The following is an 18,828-nucleotide window of genomic DNA, read 5'->3' as shown; positions in this document are numbered from 1 at the left end:
CAGCCAGTCTCCTGGCATATTCGCGGCCGGGTTTGGCCGAAACACGCTCGAGCGCCCTTACCTGCGAGGTAATCGACGCCGCCGACGGTCTCCGGGCATGGTTGCGGTACCGGAACCCAGCAGGGCACCACCCGCCGAAATCCGGTCCCTGACCAGTGAGAACCCCGTCTCGATGGAGGCTGATCAACCATGTCCGCAAGCAACGAGCGTTACGAGAATGCCGTCGCCCGCTACTTCGAGGCCTGGAACGCGGGTGAGCCCGACGCGCTCACGAAAGCAGTCGCCGCCGCATGGGCCGCGGACGGAAGCTACACCGACCCGCTGGCCGAGGTCCGCGGCCACGGACAGATAGCCGCCGTGATCGCCGCGGCGCACGAGCAGTTCCCGGGCTTCGCCTTCCGCCTCACGGGCGCGGTCGACGGGCATCACGACATCGCCCGCTTCGGCTGGGAGCTGGTCGACGAGGCGGACGGTTCGGCGCCCGTCGCCGGATTCGACGTGATCACTCTCGACGGCGAGGACCGTATCCGGAGCGTGCACGGCTTTCTGGACCGCGTTCCCGCTTAGGGCCGTCCCTGTGTGACTCCGCGATGAGATTTTCGGCTCACGGTGGTCTCTTGAGTAGGGCGGCTACGAAAAGGGAGGATCCCATGAGCACCGTGAGCAAGGTGAATGCGCACTTCACCGCGGTTCTGAGGAAGAGCCCGGAGGCCGGCGGCTGGACCTATGTGAAATGGCCGGAGTCCGTCGCGTTCTTCGGGACCCGCGGACTGGTCAAGGTCAGCGGCACGATCGACGGCCACTCTTTCCGCAGTTCCTTCATGGCCCTCGGAGACGGCACCCACATGCTGCCGGTGAAGGCCGAGGTACGCAAAGCGATCGGGAAAGCGGAGGGCGACACGGTGACCGTGCGCCTGGAGGAACGGCTCAACGCGTAGCGGCCGGCGCGTGGAGCCTGTGGACGAACCGGTCCGGGGGCGAGGTCGGCCCCGGACCGTCCGACCGCGAGGTCGTGTGCCTCACGCCTTGATGATCGCGTCGATCCGGGCCAGCTCCTCCGGGTCGAAGTCCAGGGCGCGGGTGGCCGTGACGCTGTCCTCCAGCTGCTTGGTGCTGCTCGCGCCGATGAGCGCGGAGGTCACCCGGCCGCCACGCAGCACCCAGGCCAGCGCCAGCTGCGCCAGGGACTGGCCGCGGGACTTGGCGATCTCGTCGAGGGCGCGCAACTGGCGTACGAGATCCTCGGTGAGCGTGTCCGCGGTCAGGAACGGGCTGTCGCCGGCGGCCCGCGAGCCCTCCGGGATGCCGTCGAGGTAACGGCTCGTCAGCAGGCCCTGATCCAGCGGCGAGTAGGCGATGGAGCCGACCTTCAGCTCGTCCAGGGTGTCCAGGAGCCCTTCCTCGGCGCGGCGGTCGAGCATCGAGTAGCGGGGCTGGTGGATGAGGAGCGGGGTGCCCAGTTCACCGAGGATGCGGGCGGCCTCGCGGGTCTGCTCCGGCGAGTAGTTGGAGACGCCGACGTACAGCGCCTTGCCCTGCTGGACCGCGGAGTGCAGGGCGCCCATCGTCTCCTCGAGGGGAGTCTCCGGGTCGGGGCGGTGCGAGTAGAAGATGTCCACGTAGTCGAGACCCATGCGGCCCAGGCTCTGGTCCAGGGAGGACAGCAGGTACTTGCGCGAACCCCATTCGCCGTACGGGCCCGGCCACATCAGGTAGCCCGCCTTGGTGGAGATGACCAGCTCGTCGCGGTACGGCGTGAAGTCCGCCTTGAGTGCCTCGCCGAGGGCGGACTCCGCGGCGCCGGGCGGCGGGCCGTAGTTGTTCGCCAGGTCGAAGTGGGTGACGCCGAGGTCGAAGGCGCGGCGCAGGATCGCGCGCTGGGTCTCCGCCGGCCGGTCGGGGCCGAAGTTGTGCCACAGGCCGAGCGACAGCGCGGGGAGTTTCAGGCCGCTGCGTCCGGTGCGCCGGTAGGGCATGTCCGCGTAACGGTCGGTGTGTGCGGTGTACAACGTGTACTCCTGAGATGCCGGGAAAATCAGGTCTCCACTCTCGCGCGCGGCCGGGGCAGCGGTCCAACGGGAGAATCGGATGGGATTCAGCGCCGGGGCTTCTCAATCGGCGATGGCGATTATGGGGCGGCGGCTACCCTTGCCCTTCATGGAACTGCGCCATCTCCAGCATTTCGTCGCCGTCGCCGAGGACCAGCACTTCACCCGGGCGGCCGAGCGGCTCATGGTGTCGCAGTCCGGCCTGTCGTCCTCGATCCGCGCCCTGGAACGCGAGCTGCAGGCTCCGCTGTTCGTCCGTACCACCCGCCGGGTCACACTCACGGCGGCCGGGCGGGCCCTGCTGGGCGAGGCGGAACGGATCCTGGCTCAGGTCCGCTCGGCCCACGACGCCGTGGCCGCGGTGCAGGGCCTGCTGCGCGGCACGCTCACCCTCGGCGCCGAACAGTGCATCGCCGGGGTGCACGTGGCCACGCTCCTCGCCGCGTTCCGCCGCCGCCATCCCGACGTCGAGATCTGTCTGAGGCAGGCGGGATCCGGAGCGCTGGCCGAGGAGGTCGCCGCCGGGCGGCTCGATCTGGCCTTCGCCGTGCGGACCCAGGCGGACACCGACCAGCTGCGTTCGGTCCCGCTGACCAGCGAGCCGATGACCGTGCTGTGCCATCCGGAGCACCGCCTTGCGACCGCCGCGGTGCTCACGCCCGAGGAGCTGGGCGGCGAGGCCTTCGTCGACTTCCACCCCGACTGGGGACCGCGCCGCACCACGGACGCGGCCTTCGCCGCCGCAGGCGTCCACCGGAACGTGACGCTCGAGGTCAACGACGTACACAGCCTGCTGGAACTCGTCCACGAGGGCCTCGGGATCGCTGTCGTACCGCGCCATTTCGGCCTCAAGCGGGAGGCCGGCGATCTCACCGCCCTCCCCTTCAAGGGCGTCTCCGAGGCGTCCTACGAGACGGTCGCCATGCTGCCGCCGCCGGACGCCACCAGTCCGGCGGCCCGGGCTCTGATGGTCCTGCTCGACGCCCGGGAAGAGCGGGCCTGACGGTCCCCGGAATCGGCGCGCGTCAGGGACCGCCGTGCGCGAAGGTGGACGCATGCATGCCAAGGACATCCTCATCGACACTTTCAGCCGCATCCAGGAAGAGGTCCACGCCGCGGTCGACGGACTGCCCCCGGACGGCCTCAACACGCCTCCCGCCGACGGCGCCAACTCCATCTCCTGGCTGATCTGGCATCTCACCCGCATCCAGGACGACCATCTCGCCGACGCCGCCGAGCTGGAACAGGTCTGGCTCTCCCAGGGCTGGGCCGACCGCTTCGCGCTGGGGCTCCCGCACCGGGACACCGGGTACGGCCACACGTCCAAGCAGGTCGCCCAGGTCCGGGTGGACTCGGGCGACCTGCTGCTCGGCTACTACGACGCGGTGCACGCGCAGACGCTGGCCTTCGTCCGCGGACTGGGCGCCAAGGACCTGGAGCGCGTCGTGGACGAGCGCTGGGACCCGCCGGTCACCCTGGGTGTACGCCTGGTCAGCGTCCTGTCCGACGATCTTCAGCATGTCGGCCAGGCCGCCTATGTACGGGGGCTGGGCTAGAGCGCGGCCTCGTAGCCGGGCAGGACCACGTCGCGGATGAGGGCGTTGCGGTCGTCGAACGGGATGAACGCGCTCTTGAGGGCGTTCACGGTGACCGTGCGCAGGTCCTCGACGGTCCAGCCCGCCTCCTCGACCAGCAACGACATCTCGCGGGTCATCGTCGTGCCCGACACCAGACGGTTGTCGGTGTTGAGGGTGACGCGGAAGCCGAGGTCGCGCAGGGCGGTGATGGGGTGCTCGGCGATGGAAGTCGCCGCACCCGTCTGGAGGTTGGACGTCGGGCACATCTCCAGGGCGATACGGCGGTCGCGGACCCAGCCCGCGAGGCGGCCGAGCTTGCCGTCGACGATGTCCTCGGTGATACGGACGCCGTGGCCGATGCGCTCGGCGCCGCAGACCTGGAGGGCCTGGTGGATGCTGGGCAGGCCGTGGGCCTCACCGGCGTGGATGGTGAACGGGACGCTCGCGCGGCGCAGGTGCTCGAAGGCGGCCAGGTGGTCGGCGGGCGGGAAGCCGTCCTCGGCTCCGGCGATGTCGAAGCCGACGACACCGGCGTCCCGGAAGGCGACGGCCAGGTCAGCGGCCTCACGGACACGGTCGAACATCCGCATCCCGCACAGCAGCGTCCCGACCCGGACCGGGGTGCCCGCGGCGGCGGCCTTCGCCATGCCGACCGCGAGGCCCTCCTGGACGGTCTCGACGACCTCGGCGAGCGTCAGCCCGCCGTTCACGTTCAGTTCGGGGGCGTACCGCACCTCTCCGTAGACGACGCCGTCGGCGGCGAGGTCGAGGACGTACTCCTCGGCGGTGCGCAGCAGGCCCTCGCGGCTCTGCATGACGGCGAGGGTGTGCTCGAAGGTGGCTATGTAGCGCACCAGGTCACCGGAGTTGGCGGCCTCGTAGTACCAGGCGGCGAGGGCGTCCGGGTCGGTGGTGGGCAGGGTGTGGCCGACCGACTCCGCGAGTTCCACCAGGGTGGCGGGACGCAGGCCGCCGTCGAGGTGGTCGTGCAGGACGGCTTTGGGGAGCCGGCGGATGGTGTCGATGTCGATGCGGGGCGCGGTCATGCGTGTGTTTCCTCGGCAGGTCGGTTCGATGGCTCAGGCGGTGGTGGCGGGCTGGAGCAGGTCCCAGCGGTTTCCGTACAGGTCCTGGAAGACGACGACCGAGCCGTACGGTTCGTGGCGCGGCTCCTCCAGGAAGGTCACGCCCGCGGCGCGCATCCGCGCGTGGTCGCGGGCGAAGTCGTCGGTGTGCAGGAAGAAGCCCACGCGCCCGCCGGTCTGGTCGCCGACCCGCGCGCGCTGCGCCTCGTCCTTGGCGCGGCCCAGCACCAGCCCGGTGCCCTGGCCGTCCGTGGACTGGCCTTCCGTGCCCGGTTCGACGACGACCCAGCGGGAGCCGTCGGGCCGCGGGGTGTCCTCGACGAGCCGGAAGCCGAGGGCTTCGGTGTAGAAGCGGATCGCCTCGTCGTAGTCGTCGACGACGAGGGTGACCAGGGCGATACGTCTCATCAGGGCTCTCCGCGGGCTCCGTGGGTTATACGTAACACGTAGGGTACGGCATCCTGCGGGCACCCCTGATTGAGGGCGGGCGGTGCCGCAAGGGCCGGGAGTGGGCGGCACAGGCACGCATGGCATGGTGGAGATCGACTCGGGGCCGGCCCCGCCGTGACCCCACCTGACGCTGCGCCCACAGGAGTTGAGTGCCATGTCCGAGCTGCCGAAGTCGACCGGAGCCCCCGCCCATCAGAACGTGACGTTCCCCAGTGCGGGGACCACCGCGCACGGCTATCTGGCGCTGCCGCCCTCCGGGCAGGGGCCCGGCGTCATCGTCATCCAGGAGTGGTGGGGCCTCACCGATCACATCGCGAATGTCGCGGACCGGCTGGCGGCGGAGGGCTTCGTCGCTCTGGCACCCGACCTGTACGGCGGCAATGTCGCCCACGAAAGCGACGAAGCGCTGCGGATGATGAAGGAGCTGCCGGTGTCGCGCGGCGTCGAGCTGCTCTCCGGCGCGGTCGACCACCTCCTCGGGCTTCCGGAGGTCACCTCCGCCACGGTGGGCTCGGTCGGCTTCTGCATGGGCGGCGGCTTCGTCCTGTACCAGGCCGCGGCGGACCCGCGTGTCAGTGCGGCGGCGCCGTTCTACGGCGTGATCCGGGGCGAGCTGCCCGACTTCTCCGGCCTCAAGGCCCAGATCCAGGGGCACTACGGCGAACTCGACACCAGCATCCCCAAGGAGAACCTGGACCAGCTGGGCGAGGCGATCCAGCAGCAGTCCGGCATCACTGCGGACCTGCGTCTGTACCCCGCCCAGCACGCCTTCTTCAATGACGGACGTCCGGGCGTGTACCACCCGGAGTCGGCCGCGCAGGCCTGGCAGAGCACGGTGGCGTTCCTGCACGAGCAGCTGGGCTGAGCCCGCGGAGGACCTAGACCACCTGGTGGGCGGCGAGGCTCCTCGCGCAGCCCGTGACGGTCTCGGCGGCGGGGCGCGGCTGCCAGGCCAGCATCCGTCGCGCCTTGTCGGCGGGGTGCAGATGCCTGCGTCCCAGGTACGGCACGACCGCCCGAGCGCCGGGGCCCGTTCCGCGACGGCCTTCGACTTCCGGTGGGCGGTCAGGGTCGGGTCGTCGGTGTCGGTCCAGCGGGTTTCGTCGCTGATGCTGTCCGGGCCGGCCGGGGGTGGCGTCGCGGCGGCGCACGCGGACGTCATGACCAGCACGGCGTGTCGGACGTACCGCACTCCCTCGCCGACGACGGCCTCGCGGGGGAGATCTACGAGGCGGTCATCGGCGCCGTCACCATGCTGCTGCGCGCCTGCGAGCAGGACGGGAGCATCCGCCTGGGCGTCGACCCCGACGACGTACTGCTGATGCTGGGAATCCTGTGGCGGACCGGCCCCCGGCGAGGAGGGGGAGTCGCGAGTGGCCCGGCTCCTCGACCTGGTCATCGACGGCTTGCGCCTCGGGGCGCCGGGCACACCCGTGGTGGATCCCGAAGGGGCCGAGTCCTGAACAGCGGGGCAGTTACTCGCCCGACGTGTGCCGCGCGTCGAGGCGGGTCATTTCCTCGTCGGTGAGCCGGAGCGCGCCCGCGGCCACGTTCTCGTCGAGGTGGTCCGGGTTGCCGGTGCCGGGGATGGCGAGCACGTGCGGGCCCTGTCGCAGTGTCCACGCGAGCCGGATCTGCGCGGGGGTCGCGCCGTGCGCACCCGCGACGGCGAGCACCTCGTCGTCATCGGTGCCGCTCGCGCCGTGTGCGCCGCCCTTGCCCGCGATCGCGAAGAAGGGGACGAAGGCGATGCCCTGCTCGCCGCAGGTCCGCAGGACGGCGTCGGTCTCGGGGTCCGGGAAGTCGAGGCCGTACTGGTTCTGCACACTCACCACCGGCGCGATGGCCTGCGCTTCGGCGAGGTGTCCGGATTCGACGTCGGAGACGGCGAGGTGCCGGATCAGGCCGGCGTCACGCAGTTCGGCCAGCGCGCCGAAGTGCTCGGCGATGGAGTCCTGCCCCATCCGGCGCAGATACACGACGTCGAGATGGTCGCGGCCGAGCTGCCGCAGGTTCTCCTCGACCTGGCCGCGCAGTTGGTCCGGCCTGGCGGCGGTGGCCCACTCCCCCGAGTAGTCGCGGTGCGGCCCGACCTTGGTGGCGATGACCAGGTCGTCCGCGTACGGAGCGAGCGCGCTGTTGATCAGTTCGTTCGCGGAGCGCAGCGACGAGAAGTAGAAGGCGGCGGTGTCGATGTGATTGACGCCCAGCTCGATCGCGCGCCGCAGCACGGCGATCGAGCGTTCACGATTGCTCGGTACGCCCAGGTGGAAGGCCGCACTGCCCGTCAGCCGCATCGCGCCGTATCCGATGCGGCTGACGGGCAGATCTCCGAGTTTCCAGGTGCCCGCGGCTGCCGCGGTGATCTTCTCTGAGGTCATCGCGGCAGCTTCGCACAGGATTTGCCCCTACGTGTACGTGTTCAGGGCGCTGCTCGTGCGGACGCGTTCACCGAGCCGACCGACGTCAGCAGTAGAGGTTGGCTCCGGGCGTGACGCCGAGGATCGAGGTGAAGCGGTTGTAGGCGTCGACGCGGCTCTGGACCTGCGCGGGGTTCTTGCCGTCGCATTCCAGGGAGCCGTTGATGCTGCGGATGGTCTGGCCGAAGCCGGCGCCGTTGACCATGGCGTTGTGCGGGGTCATGGTGCCGGGACCGTTCTGGGTGTTCCAGTACCAGAGGCCCGTCTTCCACGCCACCGCGGCGTCGTTCTGCACCAGCCAGGGGTTGTTGAGCAGGTCGATGCCGAGCGCGTCACCCGCGGCCTTGTAGTTGAAGTTCCAGCTGAGCTGGATCGGGCCGCGGCCGTAGTACGCTGCCTGACCGGCCGGGCAGCCGTAGGACTGGCTCCAGTCGCAGTAGTGCGGGTAGTTGGCGGTGTTCTGCTCGACGATGTAGACCAGACCGCCGGTCTCGTGGTTGACGTTGGCGAGGAAGGCGGCGGCCTCCTGCTTCTTCACCGTGTCACTGCCGGTGTTGGCGAAGCCCGGGTAGGCGCTCAGGGCGGCGGTCAGACCGCTGTACGAGTAGAAGGAGTTCCGGCTCGGGAACATCTGGTTGAACTGCGCCTCGGTGACGGGGAAGTTCCCGACGGGGGTCGACGAGCCGTCGCAGGCGTAGGGCTCCCAGAACCAGGTGCTGATGGTGGGGTCGTAGCCCGGGTTGTCGTGCTCGGCTATGTAGGCCTTGCCGTCGGTGTAGCGGACGATGTTGCCGGTGACGTACGCCTTGCCGGCGACCCAGCTCGGGTAGCTCGAACAAGCCGCGGCGGAAGCACTCGCGGCCGGCAGGAGCACCGGTGCGGCGGTTCCGATGACGACTGCTGCCATGAGTGCGGAGATGCGGCGCCTCGACACAGGATCAACTCCTTTGCGGAGCACGGCCGCACCCGACCAAGAGCAAAGCGAAGCGATGCCTTGCGCGCACGCGCCGGTCGAGCCTGGCACGGCGTCGGGGGCGGCCGTGGTGGGGGGTGTGGAGGCACACTCAATCGCATTGGTCTGTACCAGTCAAGGTCTAGACCAAGCCGAACTGACAACGTTGGCGGCTGAACTCCCTGACATCCGGCGACAATTGAGCGGCACGCCCGATAGCGGCGCATTCCATGACACCCGTGACACTTGAACAGCACGGTGGCCCGGGCCGGTTCAGCTTCCGACCCGGGCCACGGCCCGACTTCCTCGTCACTCCCGCCTCCCGCCTCAGGCGAGCGGCTTCTCCAGCACCGCCTTGCGGTGGCTGAACGTCTCGATCGAGTAGCGGCCGTGGTAGCTGCCCATGCCGCTCTCGCCGACCCCGCCGAACGGGAGGTCGGAGACGGTCAGATGGGCGAGCGGCAGGCCGAAGCCCAGGCCGCCGGACGAGGTCTCGGCGGCGAGCCGCTGCCGGGTGACGTCCGAGTCGGTGAAGACGTACAGGGCCAGCGGCTTGTCGCGGTCGTTGATGAAGCCGATGGCCTCGTCGAGGTCCGCCGCCGTGACGATCGGAAGGATCGGGCCGAAGATCTCCTCCGCCATGACGGGCGACTTGGGGTCGACGTCGGCCAGGACGGTCGGCGCGATGTACTTGACGTCGCGGTCGCTTTCGCCGCCGGTGACCGTACGGCCGGAGTCGAGCAGCGAGCTGAGCCGGTCGAAATGCCGCTCGTTGACGATCCGTCCGAACTCGGTGGACGTCTTCGGCTCGGCACCGAAGACCGCCTCGACGGCCCGGGTGAGCTCGGGCTCAAGGGCGCGGGCGGTCTCGGGGTCGGTCAGGACGTAGTCGGGTGCGACGCAAGTCTGACCGGCGTTGAGGAACTTTCCGCGGACCAGGCGGTCGGCGACGACGGCCAGGTCGGTGCCGCGGTCGACGAACGCCGGGGACTTGCCGCCGAGTTCGAGGGCGACGGGGGTGAGGTGCTCCGCCGCGGCGCGCATCACGATGCGGCCGACCGTGCCGTTGCCGGTGTAGAAGATGTGGTCGAAGTGCTCGGCCAGCAGAGCCGTGGTCTCCGGGATGGCGCCCTCGACGACGGCGACCGCGTCGGTGTCGAGGTACTGCGGCAGCAACCTGGCGAGGACGGCGGACGTGGCGGGAGCCAGCTCGCTGGGCTTGGCGACCACCGCGTTGCCCGCGGCGAGCGCGCCGAGCAGCGGGGTGAGCAGGAGCTGCACCGGATAGTTCCAGGGGGCGATGACCAGGACGACGCCCAGGGGGTCGTACTGCGTCCAGGCCGTCGCGTCGCCGCCGAGGTGCGCCGGGACCGGGGCGGACTCGGGGCGCAGCCAGGTCTCGAGGTGGTCCAGGGTGTGGTCGATCTCGCGCACGGTGAAGTTGATCTCCGTGCGGAAGGCCTCCGTGGAACTCTTGCCGAGGTCCGCGTGGAGGGCGGCGGCGATGCCCTCGCCGTGCGTGGTGAGCAGCTCGCGCAGTCGGCGCAGCTGGGTCGTACGCCATTCGACGGGCTTGGTGCGACCCGAGCGGAAGGTCGCGCGCAGCCGGGAGACGACGTCGGCGGGCTGTTCGGTGGTGGGCTGGTTCACGGTGCCTCGCTGGTCGGGCGCGGACGGATGGGCGGCCGCGCGACGTACTCGATAGCCGGCGGTAAAGCCGAACGTACAGCTGGATGTATATACCAACCTTTCAGGTGCCCAAATAAATTCCGGGCACACGAAAGCACTCTCCGCGAGATTAGCGTCACGGAGAGTTCCCTTCAGCTGCCGCGGAAGGTGTCAGCGCGTGGTGTCGGCGCTTGCCCCGTCGAGCGCGTCCGTAAGGCGCCCCAGCAGGGCCCGCAGCAGTTCGTCGTCGCCGTCGCTCAGCACCGGCCACTGGGCTCGGACCTCACGGTCGAGGCGCCGCCAGTACGCCTGGCCGCGCGGTGTGAGGTACGCGAGGATGCGGCGCCGGTCGAGCGGGTCGACGCGGCGGTGGACGAGGTTCTGGTCGACGAGGTGGTCGACGAGTTTGGTCAGCGTCGGGGGCGGCAGGAAGGCGGCCTCGGCTATCGCCGTCATGTGATGCCCCTCGCCGTCGGAGAGCAGGGCGAGCACCCGCCACGCGTCGAGCGAGCAGCCGTCCGCGTCGAGCACGCTCTGCAGCCGACGCGCGGCCAGCCGCTCGGCCCGCGTCAGGAGGTGCGCCAGATCCTGGGGCTGACGCGGAGTTGGGGTGGGCATCCTGCTCCTCGGTCCCGGGGTTTGTACATGGTATGAGACAGACTGGAGTTCACCGGGCGGACCCGAAATCATGACTCCATGTTCCGGCACGATCCGCCTCCGCCCGACTGGTTCACGGCAGACGACTCCGTGTTCCGGGTGGCCCTCGTCTTCCCCATGCAGGGATCGGCGGGGATCTTCGGACCGACCTGCGAACTGTGCGCACAGCTGGCCGCGGAGGAGGTCAACCGCGCGGGCGGGGTCCTCGGCAGGGAGCTGCGGCTGCTGCCCGTCGACGGCGGCAGCGGGCCGCGCGAAGTCGCCGACCACGTCGAGGCATTGGTGGACCTGGGGGTCGTGCAGGGCGTCACGGGCTGGCACATCTCCTCGGTGCGGCAGGCGCTGGCGCCGAGGATCGCTCATCGGGTGCCGTACGTCTACACCGCGCTGTACGAGGGCGGTGAGAACACCGCGGGCGTGTTCCTCACCAGCGAGACACCACGCGATCAACTGCGGCCCGCGATGGGACTGTTGGCCCATGAGCGCGGGGTGCGGCGCTGGTTCGTCGTAGGCAACGACTATGTGTGGCCCCGTCGTACGGCGCGGGCCGCGCACGCCTTCGCGCGGGAGGCGGGCGGCAGGATCCAGGGAGAGGTCTATCTCCCCCTGGGCACACACGACTTCGACGCGGTCCTGCGCCGGATCGAGCGGTCGGACGCGGACGGCGTGCTCATGCTGCTCGTCGGCAGCGACGCGGTGCGCTTCAACCGGGCGTTCGCCGTGGCGGGCCTCGACGCGCGCTGTCTGCGGCTGAGCACGCTGATGGACGAGAACATGCTGATGGCGAGCGGGCCGACGGCCACCGTGGACCTCTACAGCACCGCCGGGTTCTTCGCCTCACTGGCGAACCAGGACACCCTCGACTTCCACGGCCAGTACGCCGGACGATTCGGCATCGAGGCACCGGCCCTGGGGAGCCTCGGCGAATCCTGTTACGAGGGCGTGCTGTTGCTGGCCGCGCTGGTCGGCCGGGCCAGGACGCTCGACGTGTCGGCGATCGGAGCGGCGGCCGAGACGGTGTCGTACGAGGGCCCGCGCGGCCTGCTCCATCTGCGGGGCGCCCATGTCCGCCAACGCATCTATCTGGCACGGGCGGACGGTGTCGGCTTCGACGTGGTCGCCCAGCTCGACCTTCACGGTTCCCACCCTTGACATGACCGCGCTCCCGCCAAGATACTTCCCACAGGAAGTAACTAGAATGCCTCGGGCGAATTGTGAATTCGGATCACGAATTCAGCCCCGGGCATTTTTTGTTGCCCCGGGATTTCCCCGCGACCGCCTCATGAGAGCGGGAAGATACCGCCGGGAAAGTATCGCGAAACACCTTGGAAACAGGGTCACTTGAGGCTGTGGACCGCACTTCAGGAGGTCGTCTCCTCCACAGCCCGAGGGGGTTCTTTTGTCCAGCGGTTCCAGCGGTTCCGGCAGTTTCAGCGGTTCCAATATTCTCCGACGCCGGGTGGTGGCCGGCGCCGCCGCACTCGCGGCCGTCGTCGCGCTCTCCGCGTGCGGCGCGAAGACCGACGCGGGCGGTACGTCCGACAAGGCCGCCCAGGCCGACGTGAGCGGTGACACCGTCAAGGTCGGACTGCTCAACTCGCTGTCCGGCACGATGGCGATCAGCGAGGTGACCGTACGCGACTCGCTGAAGCTGGCGATCGACGAGATCAACGCCTCGGGCGGAGTCCTCGGCAAACAGATCAAGCCGATCAGCGAGGACGGCGCCTCCGACTGGCCGACGTTCGCTGAGAAGGCGCAGAAGCTGATCTCGGAGGACCGGGTCGCGGCCACCTTCGGCTGCTGGACCTCCGCGAGCCGCAAGGCCGTCAAGCCGGTCTTCGAGAAGAACAAGTCGCTGCTGTTCTACCCCGTGCAGTACGAGGGACTTGAGGAGTCCCCGTACATCTTCTACACGGGCGCGACCACCAACCAGCAGATCATCCCGGCGCTCGACTACCTCAAGAGCCAGGGCAAGAAGAAGATCTACCTGGTCGGCAGCGACTACGTCTTCCCGCGCACCGCCAACAAGGAGATCAAGGCGTACGCGAAGGCCAACGGCATGACGGTGCTCGGCGAGGACTACGCGCCGCTGGGCTCCACGGAGTTCAGCACGATCGCCAACAAGGTGAAGGCGTCGAAGGCGGACGCGGTCTTCAACACCCTCAACGGCGACTCGAACGTGGCCTTCTTCAAGGAGTACAAGTCCGCGGGCCTGACCGCCAAGGGCATGCCGGTCGTCTCCGTGTCGATCGCCGAGGAAGAGGTCAAGTCGATCGGAGCGCAGTACCTGGCGGGCCAGTTGACGGCCTGGAACTACTACCAGACCACTCCGGGCGCGGCGAACACCAAGTTCGTGAAGGCCTACAAGGACAAGTACGGCCAGGACAAGCCGACCAGTGACCCGATGGAGGCCGCGTACACCTCGGTCTACCTGTGGAAGGCCATGGTCGAGAAGGCCAAGTCGTTCGACCCCGAGAAGGTCAAGGCGGCCTCGGACGGCATCACCTTCGACGCACCCGAGGGCAAGGTCACGGTCGACGGCGCAAGCCAGCACATCTACAAGACCGCCCGTATCGGCAAGATCGGTGACGACGGGCTGATCGAGCAGGTCTGGGACTCCGGCAAACCGATCAAGCCGGACCCCTACCTCAAGGGTTACGACTGGGCCGCCGGCCTCTCCTGATCACCCGCGCGCGGGGGCCCTTCGCGAAGCGGCCCCCGCGTCCCGCCTCCCCGGAGTCGCCGCATGACCGTGATCCTCGGGCAGATGTTCACCGGCATCAGCATCGGTGCCGTTCTGCTGCTCATCGCGCTCGGCCTCTCGCTCACCTTCGGCCAGATGAATGTCATCAACATGGCCCACGGCGAGTTCATCATGGCCGGCGCCTACACCACGTACGTCCTCCAGAAGTCCATTTCCAACGCAGGAATTTCGCTCCTCGTCGCGCTGCCCGTCGCCTTTCTCGTGTCGGGGGCACTCGGCGCCCTCCTCGAATGGCTGCTGATTCGCCGCCTTTACCTCCGGCCACTCGACACACTTCTCGTCACATGGGGCGTCTCACTGATGCTCCAGCAACTCGCCCGCGATATCTTCGGCGCACCCAATGTGCAGACTCGCGCGCCCGATGTCCTTACCGGGAACATCACCGTCATCGGTGGCGACGACCCGCTCACCTTCGCCAACAGTCGCCTGTTCATCCTCGGGCTGGCGCTGGCGGCGGTCGTCGCGCTGGCGCTGACGCTGCGGCTCACCCCGCTCGGCCGCCGGATCCGTGCCGTCGTGCAGAACCGGGACCTGGCCGAGGTGTCCGGCATTTCCACCGGACGCGTCGACCGCACCGCGTTCTTCATCGGATCCGGGCTCGCCGGAGTGGCCGGTGTGGCGCTGACACTGGTCGGTCCGATCGGTCCCACGATGGGCACCAACGTGATCATCGACGCCTTCCTGGTGATCGTGGTCGGCGGCATCGGACAGCTCAAGGGCACCGTGATCGTCGCCTTCGTGCTGGGCGTGCTGCAGTCCGTCCTGGAGTACTCCACCACCGTCAGCGTCGCGAAGGTGCTGGTCCTCGTGGCCATCGTCGCGTTCCTCCAGTGGCGGCCCCAGGGGCTGTACACGCTGCGTACGAGGAGTCTCGTATGACCACTACTCCCCCTACCGGTTTCAAGAGGCGGTTCACGGCCCTGCGTCCCGCGGCGGGCTTCGCCGCGGGCGCCGTCGTGCTCTTCGCCGTGGCCCCGCTCGCGCTGTCCGACTTCCGGCTCGGGCTGCTCGCCAAGTACCTGTGCACCGCGATCGTCGCGGTCGGCATCTGCCTGGCATGGGGCCGCGGCGGACTGCTGACGCTCGGGCAGGGCGTCTTCTTCGGGCTCGGCGGCTATGCCATGGCGATGCACCTGAAGATCGCGGACGCGGGGCCCGGCAACCTCCCCGACTTCATGCAGTTGTACGGAACCGCCACCGAACTCCCCTGGTGGTGGCAGCCGTTCGCCAATCCGCTCTTCGCGCTCGCGGCGACCGTACTGCTGCCGATGGCCGTCGCGGCGATCCTCGGTTCGTTCATCTTCCGGCGCCGGGTGAAGGGCGCGTACTTCGCGATCCTCAGCCAGGCCCTCGCCGCCGCCTTCGCCATCTGGCTGATCGGCCAGCAGGCCACCACCGGCGGCACCAACGGACTCACCGACATCCAGGGCTTCTTCGGCTACGACCTCGACGACCCGGTCAACCAGCGGATGGTGTACTTCATCATCGCCGCGGTCCTGCTCCTCCTGATCGCGCTGGCCCGCCAATTGATCCACAGCCGGTACGGCGAACTCCTCGTCGCCGTACGGGACTCCGAGGAGCGGGTCCGCTTCCTCGGGTACAACCCGGCGAACGTGAAGCTCGTCGCGTACGTGGTGGCGGCGGGCATGGCCGGACTCGCGGGCGCGCTGTTCGTGCCCGCGGTCGGCATCATCTCGCCCGCGCTGATCGGGATCGTGCCGTCCATCGAGCTGGTCATCGGCGCCGCGGTGGGCGGCAGGGCAAGTCTGGTGGGCGCGGTACTCGGCGCGGTCGGTGTCGCCTGGGCCAAGACGGCGCTGTCGGAGGAGTTCCCCGCGGCCTGGACCTACTTCCAGGGACTGCTGTTCATCGTGGCCCTGGCGTTCCTGCCGGGCGGACTCGCCTCGCTGGTGGGGATGGTACGGCGGCGGCGCGGGTCTTCCCGGCCGGCCGATGAGCAGGGGATCGACGAGAAGGCGCCCGTCCTTCCTGTGGGAGAAGCGGTATGAGTGAGCTCTCAGGTCTTGAGATACGGCAACTGCGCGTGTCCTTCGACGGTTTCACCGCTGTCGACGGAGTGGACCTCGACGTGCGCCCGGGCGATCTGCGGTTCCTCATCGGTCCGAACGGCGCAGGCAAGACGACGCTGGTCGACGCCGTCACCGGGCTGGTGAAGGCGAAGGGATCGGTGCGCTTCGGCGGCGAGGACATCCTCGGGCGCAGCGTGCACAGGATCGCCCGCTCGGGGATCGGACGGACCTTCCAAACTGCCACTGTCTTCGATGAGTTGACGGTGCTTCAGAACCTGGACATCGCGGCGGGCGCGGGCCGGGGCGTGCTGACGATGCTGCGCCGCCGAAAGGGCGTACCTGAGCCCGTCGCCCGCGCACTGGAGACGGTGGGCCTCACCGAACTCGCCGACAGCCCGGCGGGAACCCTGGCCCACGGTCAGAAGCAGTGGCTGGAGATAGGGATGCTGCTCGTCCAGGACGTACGGCTGCTGCTGCTCGACGAACCGGTGGCGGGCATGAGCCACGACGAACGGCAGGCCACCGGCGAGCTGTTGGAGCTGATCAGCCAGGAACGGACCGTCGTTGTCATCGAGCACGACATGGACTTCATGCGCTCCTTCGCCCGCAGCGTCAGTGTGCTGCACGCGGGCAAGGTACTGAGCGAGGGGACGGTGGCCGAGGTGCAGGCGGATCCGAAGGTGCAGGAGGTGTATCTCGGGCACGCGGCCGAGGCGCCGGCCACCGAGTCCCCGGCCGGCGAGGCCCCGATGGGCGAGGCCGCCGCGGGCGTCGCCGTACAGGAGGCGTGAGCGGACATGATGCTGGAGATCGACAACGTACGCGTCGGATACCACCGCAGTTCCGTCCTGCACGGGGTCTCCGTCGAAGTCCCGCACAACGGCGTGGCCGCCGTCCTTGGACACAACGGCGCCGGAAAGAGCACCCTCCTGCGAACCGCCGTCGGACTGCTCACCCCGCAGAGCGGCACCGTCCGTCTCGACGGCGAGGACATCACCCGTCGCAAGCCCCATGAGCGGGTGGCCCGAGGCATGGCCTACGTTCCGCAGGGGCAGCAGGCCTTCCCGCACCTCACGACCGCGGAGAACCTCCAACTGGTCGCCGACGGGCGTTCCCGCGGCAAGGAGGCGATCGCCGAGGCACTTGACCTCTTCCCGGCGCTGCGGGCCCTCTCGGGCCGACGCGCCGGGCTGCTTTCGGGCGGACAGCGACAGCAACTCGCCATCGCCCGCGCCCTGGTGACGGACCCTCGGCTCCTCCTCCTGGACGAGCCCACCGAGGGCATCCAGCCCTCCGTGGTGACCGAGATCGAGGAGACGATCCTCGCCCTCGCCGCGCGCGGCGGGCTGTCCGTCCTCCTGGTCGAGCAGCACGTCGGCTTCGCGATGCGGGCGGCGCAGCGGTACTACGTCCTGGAGGCCGGGCGGGTCACGTCCTCGGGCGAGGGCGGACAGGAGGCGGAGCGGTCGGTGCGGGAGGCGCTCAGCGTGTGAGTTTCGCGGGCTCGGGCCCGTGCGGGCGGCGCTTACGGGATCAGGTTCGTACGAGCGCCGCCCGGCTGCGTTCGAGGTACGCGCGCTCCGCCGCGTTCTCGGTGAGCGCGATGGCCGCGTCGTACGCCCGCACGGCCTCGGTGTGACGGCCGAGTCGGCGCAGCAGGTCCGCCCGTACGGCGTGGAAGGCGTGGTAGCCGTCCAGGTCGAGTGCGTCGACGAGGGCCAGCGCCGGCTTCGGCCCGTCGACCTCGGCGACGGCCACGGCCCGGTTGAGGGCGACCACCGGACTCGGGGTGAGCGCGGCCAGCTGGTCGTACAGCTGGAGGATCTGGCCCCAGTCGGTGGCGGCCGCGGTCGGGGCATCGCTGTGCACGGCGTTGATCGCGGCCTGGATCTGGTACGGGCCCGGCCGGTTGCGCCGCAGGCAGGCGCGTACGAGGGACTGTCCCTCGGCGATCAGGGCCCGGTCCCACTGGGAACGGTCCTGGTCGGAGAGGAGGACCAGCTCGCCGTCGGGTGTCGTACGAGCGGGCCGCCGGGCCTCGATGAGGAGCATCAGCGCGAGCAGGCCGACGGCCTCGGGCTCGTCCGGCATGAGTTCGGCCAGGAGACGGCCGAGGCGGACGGCCTCGGCGCAGAGGTCCGCCCGGCCGCCGTACCCCTCGTTGAAGATGAGGTAGACGACCGCCAGCACTCCCTTCACCCGGTCCGGGAGATCGGCGTCGCGCGGGATGCGGTACGGGATGCGGGCGTCGCGGATCTTGGCCTTGGCCCTGACCAGGCGCTGGGCCATGGTGGGCTCGGGTACGAGGAAGGCGCGCGCGATCTGTGGGGTGGTGAGACCGCCGAGCAGTCGCAGGGTGAGGGCCACCTGCGCCTGTGTGGCGAGCGCCGGGTGGCAGCAGGTGAAGATCAGGCGGAGCCGGTCGTCGCGCACGGGGCCCTCCTCGGCCGGTTCGTCCTGCGCGTACAGGTGGGCCGCCTCGGCGTGCCGGGCCTCGCGCGAGGATTCGCGGCGCAGCCGGTCGATGGCCCGGTTGCGGGCGGTGGTGATGATCCACCCGGCCGGGCTCGGCGGCACGCCCGACTCCGGCCATGTCCGCATGGCCGTGGCGAACGCGTCCTGAACCGCTTCCTCGGCGAGGTCGATGTCGCCGAGGAAGCGGACGAGGACCGCGACCGCGCGGCCGTACTCCGCGCGGAAGACCGCCTCGATGTCGGCGTTCGGGGTCATCAGTCCTCGGCTTCGCCCATGAAGGGCCGCACCTCGATGGGGAGCGTGGTCGCGATCGTCGCCTTGCGGCCCCATTCGAGCGCGGCGTCGAGGTCGGGTGCCTTGATCAGGCAGATTCCGCCCAGGTGCTCCTTGCTCTCGGTGTACGGGCCGTCGGTGATCAGCACGTCGCCGTCCTGGGCCCGCAGCACGGTGGCCGTCTCCGGGCCGTGCAGTCCCCCGGCGAACACCCAGGCACCCGCCTCGCGCAGCTCCGCGTGGAGGACGTCGAGGTTGTGCATGATCTCCTTCAGGACCTCGGGCGCGGGAGGCTCGCCCACCGGCTGCATCACGCTCAACAGATAGTGCTTCATGAGATGTCCTCCTCGGTCGTGTACCGCTTCTCACTCCCTACACGAACGGGAGACGGCCGGATCGACACCGGACACCACGACACCGGGAGATTTT

The 18,828-nt window shown here is 69.5% G+C and carries 21 protein-coding genes; 11 read left to right on the top strand and 10 right to left on the bottom strand.

Annotation, left to right across the window (positions count from 1 at the left end; all coding sequences use genetic code 11):
• Positions 1–189: 189 nt before the first annotated feature.
• Positions 190–567: a nuclear transport factor 2 family protein gene (locus OG246_RS30885; protein WP_266470536.1), complete on the top strand. Its 378-nt coding sequence runs from the start codon at positions 190–192 to the stop codon at positions 565–567.
• Between the two features lie 83 nt (positions 568–650).
• Positions 651–938: a DUF1905 domain-containing protein gene (locus tag OG246_RS30880; RefSeq protein WP_266470533.1), complete on the top strand. Its 288-nt coding sequence runs from the start codon at positions 651–653 to the stop codon at positions 936–938.
• 81 nt (positions 939–1,019) lie between these two features.
• Here the strand turns inward: OG246_RS30880 and mgrA are convergent, their stop codons facing one another.
• Positions 1,020–2,009, bottom strand: coding sequence for an L-glyceraldehyde 3-phosphate reductase (gene mgrA, locus OG246_RS30875; protein ID WP_266470529.1), 990 nt, complete (start codon positions 2,007–2,009; stop codon positions 1,020–1,022).
• A gap of 148 nt (positions 2,010–2,157) precedes the next feature.
• On the opposite strand from mgrA, the gene OG246_RS30870 reads away from it, so the two are divergent.
• Positions 2,158–3,051 carry a LysR family transcriptional regulator gene (locus OG246_RS30870; RefSeq protein WP_266470527.1) on the top strand — a complete coding sequence of 298 codons (894 nt, stop codon included), beginning with the start codon at positions 2,158–2,160 and terminating at the stop codon, positions 3,049–3,051.
• 52 nt (positions 3,052–3,103) lie between these two features.
• Positions 3,104–3,604 carry a DinB family protein gene (locus tag OG246_RS30865; RefSeq protein ID WP_266470526.1) on the top strand — a complete coding sequence of 167 codons (501 nt, stop codon included), beginning with the start codon at positions 3,104–3,106 and terminating at the stop codon, positions 3,602–3,604.
• Here OG246_RS30865 and OG246_RS30860 read toward each other — a convergent pair.
• Positions 3,601–4,671, bottom strand: coding sequence for an adenosine deaminase (locus OG246_RS30860; RefSeq protein ID WP_266470522.1), 1,071 nt, complete (start codon positions 4,669–4,671; stop codon positions 3,601–3,603). The genes OG246_RS30865 and OG246_RS30860 overlap by 4 nt on opposite strands.
• 33 nt (positions 4,672–4,704) lie before the next feature.
• Complete coding sequence (locus tag OG246_RS30855; RefSeq protein WP_266470519.1) at positions 4,705–5,118, bottom strand: VOC family protein; 414 nt, start codon at positions 5,116–5,118, stop codon at positions 4,705–4,707.
• A 196-nt stretch (positions 5,119–5,314) separates the two neighbouring features.
• On the opposite strand from OG246_RS30855, the gene OG246_RS30850 reads away from it, so the two are divergent.
• Positions 5,315–6,025: a dienelactone hydrolase family protein gene (locus OG246_RS30850; RefSeq protein ID WP_266470515.1), complete on the top strand. Its 711-nt coding sequence runs from the start codon at positions 5,315–5,317 to the stop codon at positions 6,023–6,025.
• 13 nt (positions 6,026–6,038) lie between these two features.
• Here OG246_RS30850 and OG246_RS30845 read toward each other — a convergent pair whose 3' ends face one another.
• The 5 genes from OG246_RS30845 to OG246_RS30825 form a co-directional block, all read right to left on the bottom strand.
• Positions 6,039–6,170, bottom strand: coding sequence for a hypothetical protein (locus OG246_RS30845; RefSeq protein WP_266470511.1), 132 nt, complete (start codon positions 6,168–6,170; stop codon positions 6,039–6,041).
• Positions 6,171–6,635: 465 nt separating this feature from the next.
• Positions 6,636–7,541, bottom strand: a complete 906-nt coding sequence (locus OG246_RS30840) for an aldo/keto reductase (protein ID WP_266470508.1) — start codon at positions 7,539–7,541, stop codon at positions 6,636–6,638.
• 85 nt (positions 7,542–7,626) lie between these two features.
• On the bottom strand, positions 7,627–8,514 hold the full coding sequence (locus OG246_RS30835) for a glycoside hydrolase family 19 protein (RefSeq protein ID WP_266470504.1): 888 nt from the start codon (positions 8,512–8,514) through the stop codon (positions 7,627–7,629).
• A 345-nt stretch (positions 8,515–8,859) separates the two neighbouring features.
• On the bottom strand, positions 8,860–10,311 hold the full coding sequence (locus OG246_RS30830) for an aldehyde dehydrogenase family protein (protein ID WP_266470500.1): 1,452 nt from the start codon (positions 10,309–10,311) through the stop codon (positions 8,860–8,862).
• A gap of 60 nt (positions 10,312–10,371) precedes the next feature.
• Complete coding sequence (locus tag OG246_RS30825; protein ID WP_266470496.1) at positions 10,372–10,818, bottom strand: MarR family winged helix-turn-helix transcriptional regulator; 447 nt, start codon at positions 10,816–10,818, stop codon at positions 10,372–10,374.
• Between the two features lie 78 nt (positions 10,819–10,896).
• On the opposite strand from OG246_RS30825, the gene OG246_RS30820 reads away from it, so the two are divergent.
• The 6 genes from OG246_RS30820 (at position 10,897) to urtE (ending at position 17,144) form a co-directional block, all read left to right on the top strand.
• Entirely contained in the window at positions 10,897–12,009 is a 1,113-nt protein-coding gene (locus OG246_RS30820; RefSeq protein ID WP_266470492.1) for a substrate-binding domain-containing protein, read from the top strand.
• 307 nt (positions 12,010–12,316) lie between these two features.
• Positions 12,317–13,540 (top strand): urea ABC transporter substrate-binding protein, encoded by a 1,224-nt coding sequence (gene urtA / locus OG246_RS30815; protein WP_266470490.1) that lies wholly within the window; start codon positions 12,317–12,319, stop codon positions 13,538–13,540.
• Between the two features lie 63 nt (positions 13,541–13,603).
• Entirely contained in the window at positions 13,604–14,500 is an 897-nt protein-coding gene (gene urtB, locus OG246_RS30810) for an urea ABC transporter permease subunit UrtB (RefSeq protein WP_266470487.1), read from the top strand.
• Positions 14,497–15,630: an urea ABC transporter permease subunit UrtC gene (gene urtC / locus OG246_RS30805; RefSeq protein WP_266470484.1), complete on the top strand. Its 1,134-nt coding sequence runs from the start codon at positions 14,497–14,499 to the stop codon at positions 15,628–15,630. The genes urtB and urtC overlap by 4 nt, the downstream gene beginning before the upstream one ends.
• Positions 15,627–16,442 (top strand): urea ABC transporter ATP-binding protein UrtD, encoded by an 816-nt coding sequence (urtD, locus tag OG246_RS30800; RefSeq protein ID WP_266470481.1) that lies wholly within the window; start codon positions 15,627–15,629, stop codon positions 16,440–16,442. The genes urtC and urtD overlap by 4 nt, the downstream gene beginning before the upstream one ends.
• Before the next feature lie 9 nt (positions 16,443–16,451).
• A complete protein-coding gene (gene urtE / locus OG246_RS30795; RefSeq protein ID WP_266471030.1) occupies positions 16,452–17,144 on the top strand; it encodes an urea ABC transporter ATP-binding subunit UrtE in 693 nt (230 codons plus the stop codon).
• Positions 17,145–17,184: 40 nt separating this feature from the next.
• Here the strand turns inward: urtE and OG246_RS30790 are convergent, their stop codons facing one another.
• Together OG246_RS30790 and OG246_RS30785 are read right to left on the bottom strand one after the other, a co-directional pair.
• On the bottom strand, positions 17,185–18,381 hold the full coding sequence (locus OG246_RS30790; RefSeq protein WP_266470479.1) for an RNA polymerase sigma factor: 1,197 nt from the start codon (positions 18,379–18,381) through the stop codon (positions 17,185–17,187).
• Complete coding sequence (locus OG246_RS30785; RefSeq protein WP_266470476.1) at positions 18,381–18,734, bottom strand: YciI family protein; 354 nt, start codon at positions 18,732–18,734, stop codon at positions 18,381–18,383. The genes OG246_RS30790 and OG246_RS30785 overlap by 1 nt, the downstream gene beginning before the upstream one ends.
• Between the last annotated feature and the right edge of the window lie 94 nt (positions 18,735–18,828).

It is taken from the genome of Streptomyces sp. NBC_00620 (genome assembly GCF_026341825.1).
Classification (GTDB): domain Bacteria; phylum Actinomycetota; class Actinomycetes; order Streptomycetales; family Streptomycetaceae; genus Streptomyces.
This window is presented reverse-complemented; position numbering and strand designations above follow the sequence as displayed.

Coding starts and splice junctions, on each gene's coding strand:
- OG246_RS30885 (WP_266470536.1), top strand. CDS start 190: ATGTCCGCAAGCAACGAGCGTTACGAGAATGCCGTCGCCCGCTACTTC.
- OG246_RS30880 (WP_266470533.1), top strand. CDS start 651: ATGAGCACCGTGAGCAAGGTGAATGCGCACTTCACCGCGGTTCTGAGG.
- OG246_RS30870 (WP_266470527.1), top strand. CDS start 2,158: ATGGAACTGCGCCATCTCCAGCATTTCGTCGCCGTCGCCGAGGACCAG.
- OG246_RS30865 (WP_266470526.1), top strand. CDS start 3,104: ATGCATGCCAAGGACATCCTCATCGACACTTTCAGCCGCATCCAGGAA.
- OG246_RS30860 (WP_266470522.1), bottom strand. CDS start 4,671: ATGACCGCGCCCCGCATCGACATCGACACCATCCGCCGGCTCCCCAAA.
- OG246_RS30855 (WP_266470519.1), bottom strand. CDS start 5,118: ATGAGACGTATCGCCCTGGTCACCCTCGTCGTCGACGACTACGACGAG.
- OG246_RS30850 (WP_266470515.1), top strand. CDS start 5,315: ATGTCCGAGCTGCCGAAGTCGACCGGAGCCCCCGCCCATCAGAACGTG.
- OG246_RS30840 (WP_266470508.1), bottom strand. CDS start 7,541: ATGACCTCAGAGAAGATCACCGCGGCAGCCGCGGGCACCTGGAAACTC.
- OG246_RS30825 (WP_266470496.1), bottom strand. CDS start 10,818: ATGCCCACCCCAACTCCGCGTCAGCCCCAGGATCTGGCGCACCTCCTG.
- OG246_RS30820 (WP_266470492.1), top strand. CDS start 10,897: ATGTTCCGGCACGATCCGCCTCCGCCCGACTGGTTCACGGCAGACGAC.
- urtB (WP_266470487.1), top strand. CDS start 13,604: ATGACCGTGATCCTCGGGCAGATGTTCACCGGCATCAGCATCGGTGCC.
- urtC (WP_266470484.1), top strand. CDS start 14,497: ATGACCACTACTCCCCCTACCGGTTTCAAGAGGCGGTTCACGGCCCTG.
- urtD (WP_266470481.1), top strand. CDS start 15,627: ATGAGTGAGCTCTCAGGTCTTGAGATACGGCAACTGCGCGTGTCCTTC.
- urtE (WP_266471030.1), top strand. CDS start 16,452: ATGCTGGAGATCGACAACGTACGCGTCGGATACCACCGCAGTTCCGTC.
- OG246_RS30790 (WP_266470479.1), bottom strand. CDS start 18,381: ATGACCCCGAACGCCGACATCGAGGCGGTCTTCCGCGCGGAGTACGGC.
- OG246_RS30785 (WP_266470476.1), bottom strand. CDS start 18,734: ATGAAGCACTATCTGTTGAGCGTGATGCAGCCGGTGGGCGAGCCTCCC.